The 8,573-nt window shown below is 71.0% G+C and carries 8 protein-coding genes; 4 read left to right on the top strand and 4 right to left on the bottom strand.

The features are described 5' to 3' along the window. The first annotated feature begins 2 nt into the window (after positions 1–2). The 3 genes from ABT112_RS25995 to ABT112_RS26005 all read left to right on the top strand — a co-directional run bounded on the left by ABT112_RS25995 (position 3) and on the right by ABT112_RS26005 (position 4,476). Positions 3–704, top strand: coding sequence for an HAD family hydrolase (locus tag ABT112_RS25995; RefSeq protein WP_351513494.1), 702 nt, complete (start codon positions 3–5; stop codon positions 702–704). 506 nt (positions 705–1,210) lie between these two features. Continuing rightward, positions 1,211–2,815, top strand: a complete 1,605-nt coding sequence (locus tag ABT112_RS26000; RefSeq protein ID WP_351513496.1) for an ABC transporter substrate-binding protein — start codon at positions 1,211–1,213, stop codon at positions 2,813–2,815. 62 nt (positions 2,816–2,877) lie between these two features. Further along, positions 2,878–4,476 (top strand): ABC transporter substrate-binding protein, encoded by a 1,599-nt coding sequence (locus tag ABT112_RS26005; protein ID WP_351513498.1) that lies wholly within the window; start codon positions 2,878–2,880, stop codon positions 4,474–4,476. A gap of 87 nt (positions 4,477–4,563) precedes the next feature. On the opposite strand, the gene ABT112_RS26010 is transcribed toward ABT112_RS26005, so the two are convergent. Further along, a complete protein-coding gene (locus ABT112_RS26010; protein WP_351513500.1) occupies positions 4,564–5,235 on the bottom strand; it encodes a response regulator in 672 nt (223 codons plus the stop codon). Positions 5,236–5,380: 145 nt separating this feature from the next. Between ABT112_RS26010 and ABT112_RS26015 the strand changes: the two genes are divergently transcribed. Further along, the gene (locus tag ABT112_RS26015; protein ID WP_351513502.1) at positions 5,381–5,620 is read left to right on the top strand and encodes a hypothetical protein; all 240 of its coding nucleotides are present in this window, start codon (positions 5,381–5,383) and stop codon (positions 5,618–5,620) included. A gap of 83 nt (positions 5,621–5,703) precedes the next feature. On the opposite strand, the gene ABT112_RS26020 is transcribed toward ABT112_RS26015, so the two are convergent. The 3 genes from ABT112_RS26020 to ABT112_RS35425 form a co-directional block, all read right to left on the bottom strand. After that, positions 5,704–7,227, bottom strand: coding sequence for an amino acid permease (locus ABT112_RS26020; protein WP_351513503.1), 1,524 nt, complete (start codon positions 7,225–7,227; stop codon positions 5,704–5,706). Between the two features lie 125 nt (positions 7,228–7,352). Beyond that, positions 7,353–8,354 (bottom strand): hypothetical protein, encoded by a 1,002-nt coding sequence (locus tag ABT112_RS26025; RefSeq protein ID WP_351513505.1) that lies wholly within the window; start codon positions 8,352–8,354, stop codon positions 7,353–7,355. After that, on the bottom strand, positions 8,341–8,573 hold a 233-nt coding region (locus ABT112_RS35425; protein WP_502975445.1), incomplete at its 5' end, for a hypothetical protein. The genes ABT112_RS35425 and ABT112_RS26025, both read right to left, overlap by 14 nt.

The following is an 8,573-nucleotide window of genomic DNA, read 5'->3' on the forward strand; positions in this document are numbered from 1 at the left end:
GGATGACCAGCATCGTCCCCGCACTCGACACCCGTACGGCCGAGGGCTCCGCCCTGCAAGCCGTGCTCCTCGACATGGACGGCACGCTCGTGGACACCGAGGGCTTCTGGTGGCAGGCGGAGGTCGGGGTCTTCGCCGAGCTGGGGCATGTGCTCGGCGAGGAGCACCGCGAAGTGGTGATCGGCGGGCCCATGACCCGCAGCGCCTCCTATCTGATCCAGGCCACCGGGGCCGACATCACCCTCCCCGAGCTGTCCCTGCGGCTGAACAACCGGTTCGAGGAGCTGGTGGACGGCCATGTCCCGCTGATGCCCGGCGCCTCCCGGCTCCTCCTGGAGCTCGCCGCCCACCGGGTCCCCACCGCCCTGGTCTCCGCCTCGCACCGGCGCATCATCGACCGGGTGCTGACGTCGATCGGCCAGGAGCACTTCGCCCTGACGATTGCCGGGGACGAGGTGGAGCGCACCAAGCCGCACCCCGACCCGTACCTGCTGGCAGCCGCCGGACTGGGCGCCGACCCGGCCCGCTGCGCGGTCGTGGAGGACACCGCGACCGGAGTGGCCGCGGCCGAGGCCGCGGGCTGCCGGGTGGTGGCCGTTCCCTCGGTGGTGCCCATCGAGCCCGCCGCGGGCCGCACGGTCGTCCGCTCGTTGGAGGACGTGGACCTTCCGTTCCTGCGGAGCATCGTCACCGGGACGCCGTGAGGCGGATCCGGCGGGTGCTCCTGCCCTCTCCGGAGGGGTTCCGGAGCGACTGCCGGGGGGCGTCCCGTACGTCCGCGTCCCGTACGTCCGGCTCGCGTACGTCCGGCTCCTGTATATCCGTCTCCTGTACACCCGGCTCCGGCCCCCGGTTCGTGTACCGGCCGAATTCACTTGCCCTCCGGGGACAGTTGAAGCAGTGACGTTTGTCACCCACCGGGGTCTCGACAGGTTCACGAGGGTCTGCTGGAAGGGGGGTTGGCGGGGGTGGAGCGGCACCTTTCTGTCCGTATTGATGCTTCGTCGTGGCTATCGTTCCAACGTCCGGATGCTGGACAGTAGTCAGGTGCTGCCGGGGCGTGATATTGCCTCAACTTCGGCCCGTTCCGGCCCGCCTGGCCGCGGCTACTAATCTCGACGCGAGACGTTTTTGCCGCAACCCCGCGACCAGTTCACCCGTCCTCGGTATGGTCCCCGGGTTCGACCCGCCCAGCAGGAGACCGCCGACGATGAATCGCAAGACCTTGGTGCTACCGGCCGTAGTGGGTCTGCTGGCTCCTGTTCTCGCCGGCTGCGGCGCCTCGGACGAGGCGGGTGACGGAGGGGAGCCGATCGTCGTCGGCACCACCGACACCTTCGTCACCACCAAGGCCTTCCCGGCCCCGTTCGACCCCGCGCTGGCGTACGAGGCCGCGTCCTGGAACATCCTGCGGAACACCTTCCAGACACTGATGGCGCTGCCCCGCTCCGGTGGCGAGCCGGTGCCGGAGGCGGCCTCCCGGTGCGGCTTCTCGGACCAGAACAACGAGCAGTACCGCTGCACGCTGCGCAGCGGGATGAAGTTCGCCAACGGTCACCCACTCACCGCCGACGACGTGAAGTTCTCCGTCGACCGGACGCTGAAGATCAAGGACCCCAACGGCCCCGTGTCGTTGCTCTCGGGCGTCGACGCGGTCGAGGCGCCGAACGACCGGCAGATCGTCTTCCACCTCAAGTCCCCCGACGCGACCTTCCCGTACAAGCTCGCGACCCCGGCCGCGGCCATCGTCGACGCGCAGGTGTACCACGGCGCGAAGCTCCGGAACGGCTTCGCGGTCGACGGCTCCGGCCCGTACACCCTGCGGACCGAGGAGCGGGGCGGCCAGGTCGTCTCCGCCGTCTTCAGCCGGAACCCGCACTACAAGGGCGGGCTCAAGCTGAAGAACGACCAGGTCGAGATGCGCTTCCTGAAGAACGCGGACGCCATGGAAGACGCCCTGAAGAAGGGCGACATCGACCTGATGACCCGCTCCATGTCGCCCGAGCAGATCGGCCGGCTGGAGCGTGGCGACACCGAGGGCGTCGACGTCGTCGAGGCCCCGGGCCAGGAGATCCGCTACCTCGGCTTCGACACCGACGACGGCACGGCGGGCCGCAAGGCGGTGCGGCAGGCCATGGCCGAGGTCGTGGACCGGCAGGCGCTGGTGCGCGACGTCTACGACCGCACCGCCCAGCCGCTGTACTCGATCGTCCCGTCCAGCGTCGGCTCCCACGTCAACTCGTTCTTCAACAAGTACGGCGACCCGAGCCCGGAGAAGGCCCGCAGGACACTGCGCGCGGCCGGCATCGACACCCCGGTGAAGCTCCGGCTCACGTACACCACCGACCACTACGGGGCGGCCACCGCCAAGGAGTTCCGCACGCTCCGCCGGCAGCTCGAGGCGAGCGGCCTGTTCGACGTGTCGGTCAAGGGCGTGCCGTGGAAGACCTTCCGCCCGGCCCAGTCCGACGGCGAGTACCAGGTCTACGGCATGGGCTGGTTCCCGGACTTCCCGGACGCCGACAACTTCATGGACCCGTTCTTCGCCAAGAACAACTTCCTCAACACGCCGTACCGCAACGACACCATCCGCGACCGGCTCATCCCGCAGACCCGGCGGCAGACCGAGCGCAGCGCCGCCGCTGCGGGGTTCGAGCAGGCCCAGGACATCGTCGCGGACGAGGTGCCGGTCCTGCCGCTGTGGCAGGGCAAGCAGTACGTCGCGACCCGCGACGACGTGACCGGTGCGGAGTGGGCGCTCAGCTCCTCCTCCGTACTGCAGCTCTGGGAGCTGGGCCGGGAAACCTCCGGCTGACCTCCGTCGGCCCCGGCGGAATCCGCACAACGACATCAGAGAAAAGTGTGAGGAACGTGCGCGTGAGGAAACGTCATCAGTGGCTCGCCGCCCCGCTCGGGGCTGGGCTCGCCGCCGGCCTGCTCTCCGGATGCGGATCGGATGACGCGGAGACGGCCGGTACGGGGGAGCCGATCGTTATGGGAATGACGGACGAGGTCGTGTCCACCGACCCGGCCTCCGGCTACGACCCGGCGTCCTGGGTCATGTTCAACAACGTCTTCCAGTCGTTGATGAGCTTCCCCCGGGGCGGCACCGAGCCGGAGCCCGAGGCGGCCGAGCGCTGCGGCTTCGACGACAGCCACAGCAAGGTCTACCGGTGCGTCCTCAAGGACGGCCTGAAGTTCAGCAACGGCAACAGCCTCACCTCCGAGGACGTGGCCTTCTCCTTCCGCCGCACCCTGCGGATCAAGGACAAGGACGGCCCCGCCGTCATGCTGTCCTCGATCAAGAACATCAAGACGCCGGACGACAAGACGGTGGTGTTCGACCTCAGGCGCTCCGACGCGACCTTCCCCATGAAGATCGCCTCGGGCGCGGGCTCGATCGTGGACCACCGCGAGTACAAGCCGGACGCGCTGCGCACCGACGGCCGGGCCGTGGGCTCCGGCGTCTACCGGATGGACTCCTTCGACCGGAAGAAGGAGGCGAAGTTCTCGGTCAACCCCGGCTACAAGGGGCCGGCCGAGGTCAAGAACTCCGGTATGACGATGAAGTTCTTCCAGGACGACCAGACGGCCCTGAAGAACGCCGTCCAGAAGGGCGACGTCGACCTCGCCTACCGCGGCCTCGCCATGAAGGACATCGCCGGACTGGCCACCTCCACGGACGGCGGCTCCGGGGGCGTCGAGGTCGTCGAGGGCACCAGCGCCGAGGTCCAGCACCTGGTCTTCAACGTCGACGACCCGGTGCTCGGCAAGCCCCAGGTGCGCAAGGCCATCGCGTACCTGGTGGACCGCGGCGCGCTCGTGCGGGACGTCTACATGCGGACCGCCAAGCCGCTGTACTCGATCGTCCCGGCCGGGATCACCGGCCACAACACCGCGTTCTTCGACAACTACGGGGACCGGCCGCAGACCGCCAAGGCCGCCGCCGCGCTCCGCTCCGCCAGCCTCGACGGCAAGGTGAAGCTGACGCTCTGGGCCACTCCGTCCCGGTACGGCCCCGGCACGGTGCCCGGGTTCCAGCAGCTCGCCCGGCAGCTGAACGCCAGCGGGCTCTTCGAGGCCCGGGTCAAGAGCGTCCCGATCGACACGTTCGAGAAGGGCGTGGAGAGCGGGAAGTACGGCGCCTACGTCAAGGGCTGGGTGCCGGACTACCCGGACCCGGACAACTTCACCGCCCCGTTCTTCGGCGAGGGCAACGTGCTGGCGAACAACTACAACTCCGAGCGCATCGCCGATCAGCTGATACCGACGACCGCGGCCGAGGCCAACCGGGCGGCGACGGAGAGCAGCTTCAAGGAGATGCAGGACATCGTGGCCGACGAGCTGCCGGTGCTGCCGCTGTGGCAGGGCAAGCAGTACGCGGTCGCCCGGAACAACGTCTCCGGCCTGGAGTGGACTCTCGACCCCTCGACGGTGTTCCGCTTCTGGGAGATCAGCAAGGGCACCGACGAGTAGTCCGCCCCCGGGTCCCCGGCCGCGCCGGGGACCCGCACGGGACACCGGCACCGCCCGGAACCCCAGCGGCACCGGCCCGGCGCGCCCTCACTGCGCGCCGGGCCGCACCAGTCCGCTCTCGTAGGCGTAGACCGCGGCCTGCACCCGGTCCCGCAGGCCCAGCTTGGTCAGCACATGCCCGACGTGCGTCTTGACCGTCGTCTCGCTCACGAACAGGTCCGCGGCGATCTCGGCGTTCGACAGCCCGCGGGCGACCAGCTTGAGCACCTCGACCTCGCGGTCGGTCAGCGTGTGCAGGGTGTCGGGAACCGGGTCCTCCCCGGACGGCAGCTTCTCCGCGTACTTGTCGAGCAGCCGCCGGGTGATGCTCGGAGCCAGCATCGCCTCACCCGCCGCGACCACCCGGATCGCCTGGACGAGCTCGTGCGCGGGCGCGTCCTTCAGCAGGAAGCCGCTGGCCCCCGCCCGGAGGGCCTCCACCACGTACTCGTCCAGGTCGAAGGTGGTCAGCACCAGCACCTTGGCGGGCCCGTCCCGGCCCGGACCGGTGATCTGCCGGGTCGCCTCGACGCCGTCCATCCTGGGCATCCGGATGTCCATGAGCACCACATCGGGCTGGAGCGCGCGCACCTGGTCGAGCGCCTGCAGCCCGTCGCCCGCTTCGCCCACCACGGCGAGATCCTGCTCGGCCTCGAGGATCATCCGGAAACCGGTGCGCAGCAGCGGCTGGTCGTCGACCAGTAGGACGCGGATCGCCACAGGAACTCCTTCGCTAGGGCGTGTTTCGAAAGTAGCGTTGTCCGCCCGGAGGGCGGGGCCGGAGGTGTCCGGTGCGTGCGATCGCAAGGCGGAGGGAGGAGAGCGCAGCGGGCTGCGCCGACGACCGACAACGCAGCGAGCGTGCGTGCCGGACACCTCCGGCCAGGCGGGACTTTCGAAACACGCCCTAGCGCCCCGGACCGCGACCGGCATCCGGCTGCGCAACACCCTGCTGAGCCGGCGCTCCGTCCTGAACTGGATGCTGCGGCAGGGGAAGCGGGTCAGCTCCCTCGACCTGCCCGACTACGGAGCCATGAACGACTACGGAGCCGTGAATGAGTGCGCCCCGAGCGACCCAGCCGGCGGCCATATGCCGACGCCGTGACGGAGCACGTCCGGGCTCCGGCAGCGGAGACGGGGGAGAGGGGCGCCGGTGACACCCCGGCCCCGTCTCCGCTGCCGAACGGCTCAGACGATGCCCTCCGCGATCTCCGCCTGCTCGCGGCTGGTTCCGTAGGCGGCCGGGGTGCCGTACGAGCGGCGTGCCAGGAACCACCACACGGTGGCGAGCACCAGCACCACGGCCAGCGCGATCGAGGCGTAGTTCATGGACGCGACCGTCACCGGCGCGGACTGCGGCAGACAGAACAGCACCGTCACGAACGCCACCCACACCACGGCCACCCAGCCGACCGGCCTGCTCCACCGGCCCAGGTGCCAGGGCCCCGGCACGAACCGGTCCCCGGCGCGCAGCCTCAGGAAGATGGGGATCGCATAGGCCGGGGTGATGCCGATGACGTTGATCGCCGTCACGGCGCCGTAGGCGGTGGCCGAGTACAGCGACGGCAGGGCGAGCAGGCAGGCCACCGAGACCGACAGCCACACCGCGAGGACCGGGGTCTGGGTACGTCCGCTGACCCGCCGCCAGAGGGCCGAGCCCGGCAGCGCGTTGTCCCGGCTGAAGGCGAACACCATCCGGCTGGCCGCCGCCACCTCCGCGTTGCCGCAGAACAACTGCGCCACGATGACGAGCAGCAGCAGGGCGGTGGCGCCGCCGGTGCCGAGGGCGTCGAGCAGGATCTGCGCGGGCGGCACGCCGGTCTCGCTGTTCTGCGTCCCGGCGTAGTCCTGGATGGCGAACGTCAGCCCGGCCAGCAGCACGAACCCGGCGATCCATGACACCCAGATGGCACGCACGATGCCGCGGGCGGCGGAGACCGACGCGTTGGACGTCTCCTCCGACAGGTGCGCCGACGCGTCGTAGCCGGAGAAGGTGTACTGCGCCAGGAGCAGCCCGATCGCCGCGACGTAGACCGGGTTGGACCAGCCCGTGTCGTTGACGAACTCCGTGAACACGAACTCCGGCGACCGGTGGTGCGACGGCACGATCACCAGCGCGCCGACGATCACGGCGACACCGGCCAGGTGCCACCACACGCTGATCGAGTTCAGCACGCTGACCAGCCGCACCCCGAAGAGGTTCAGCACGGCGTGCAGCAGCAGGATGCAGATGAAGACGACCATGGTCGACCCCGGGGTGGGATCGAAGCCCCATTGGAGGTTCAGCAACGCGCCGGTGAACAGCGCCGCGCCGTAGTCGATCGCGGCGATCGCGCCCAGCAGCCCGAGCAGGTTGAGCCAGCCGGTGTACCAGCCCCAGGTGCGGCCGCCGAGCCGGTCCGCCATGTAGTAGAGGGCGCCGGACGTCGGGTACGCGCTGGTCACCTCGGCCAGCGCCAGGCCCACGAACAGGACGAACACCCCGACGCCCGCCCAGCCCCACAGCATCACCGCCGGGCCGCCGGTGTTCAGCCCGAAGCCGTAGAGCGTCATGCAGCCGGACAGGATCGAGATGACGGAGAAGCTGATGGCGAAATTGCCGAAGCTTCCCATGCGGCGGGCGAGAACCGGCTGGTAGCCGAGCTCCCGCAGCCGTTGTTCCTCGTCCCGCTGCGGGGCCTGGTCCGTGTCTGACCATGCCGTGCGCGGCATCGGTGCACCTCCGTGGGTCGGTGGGAATCGGTGGGAAGGGGGCCGGGCCGGCGAACTCGGCGGGAGCGCGGGGCCGTCGGGGAGTCCGCCGCCCGGGGGTCGGCCGCCGGGGGCGGGACGGCGGTTCATCGGTGCGGATCCGGGGCGCCCCCGGCGGCGAGGCAGCGGGCGCGGGCCCGGAGGAACAGCTCCTGAGCGGCCTCGCTGCCGCCCGGCTCCGGGGTGCGGTACGCCCAGGGCAGAGCGGTGCAGTAGGGCCCCAGCGCGTGGAACACCCGTGCCGCGTCACCGAATTGCAGGGCGCCCCACAGGGCGTGGGCGAGGTGGTTGAGATCCAGCAGTGAGCAGGCTTCCGGCGTGGTCCGGTCGAACCAGCCGTGCAGGGCCCGGCGGGCGTCCCGGGTGGCGTCCTCCGCGACCCAGTGGAGATCGAGCGCCTTCTCGTGGCCCTGTTCCATCCGGTAGCGCTCGACCCGGACGTACAGCGGCAGCGCCAGCAACGGCGATCCCCCGGGAGCGGAGGAGGCCGCCCACTGGCCGAACGCGACCGCCTCCGACAGCGAACGGTGCGCCTGCCGCACGCAGTAGAACTGCAGCATCCGGTGGTGGGCCTCGCGGTTGCCCGGGTCGCGCCGGCCGGCCTCCGCCAACAGCCCCCAGGGGCCCGGGAAGAGCATCGGACCCGGCGGCGGAACCCGGTGCTCCGGCGACTGCTGCTCCGGATCGAGCCGCGCCAGGGCCAGCAGGCACACCCAGGGCACCGGGTCCTCCGGCGCGGTGTGCGCCGTCACCCGGCAGCTCTCCCAGGCCTCCCGCCACAGCTCGCCGGTGCGCGGATGGCCCTCCCGGTGGGCGCGGAGCGTCCGTTCCACCGCCACCCGGGTGGCCATCACCGCCGCGGCGACGCTGCGCGGTTCCTCCGAGCGCCACGCCTGCACCACATCGGACCCGGCGGCTCCGGCGGCCAGGATCTGGGTCCGCTGCGTCCACAGGGCCCAGGTGGGCGTGTCGGCCAGCAGATTCCGCATCGACAGCCAGCGCCCGGCGCGGAGGTCGTCCATGGCGACCCGGAGCGCGGTGTCGTGGCCGGCCGGGTGGTACACCGGACGGAACTCACCCTCGGGCATCCGCCTGCGCCCTCCCCGTACGGGCCGCTGCGCTGCGCGGGCTCAGCACCGGTGTCCACCGCCGGAGACGCCCGCCGCCGAGCAACGCCCGGCGCTCAGCGGCCGGGAGCGCCCCGCCGCCCCGCGCGCGGGCCCGGGGCGCGGGGCGCTCGTCGACCTCTCCGTGCAGGGGCTCGTCGACCTGGAGCACCACCGCGGCTTCCAGGTGCACCGGTTCAC

The sequence above is a fragment of the Streptomyces sp. NPDC002055 genome (genome assembly GCF_040296705.1).
GTDB lineage: Bacteria > Actinomycetota > Actinomycetes > Streptomycetales > Streptomycetaceae > Streptomyces.

Bases quoted from the DNA above. Each gene is read 5' to 3' on its own strand.
- ABT112_RS26025 (WP_351513505.1), bottom strand. From the start codon at position 8,354: ATGCCCGAGGGTGAGTTCCGTCCGGTGTACCACCCGGCCGGCCACGAC.
- ABT112_RS26000 (WP_351513496.1), top strand. From the start codon at position 1,211: ATGAATCGCAAGACCTTGGTGCTACCGGCCGTAGTGGGTCTGCTGGCT.
- ABT112_RS26020 (WP_351513503.1), bottom strand. From the start codon at position 7,227: ATGCCGCGCACGGCATGGTCAGACACGGACCAGGCCCCGCAGCGGGAC.
- ABT112_RS25995 (WP_351513494.1), top strand. From the start codon at position 3: ATGACCAGCATCGTCCCCGCACTCGACACCCGTACGGCCGAGGGCTCC.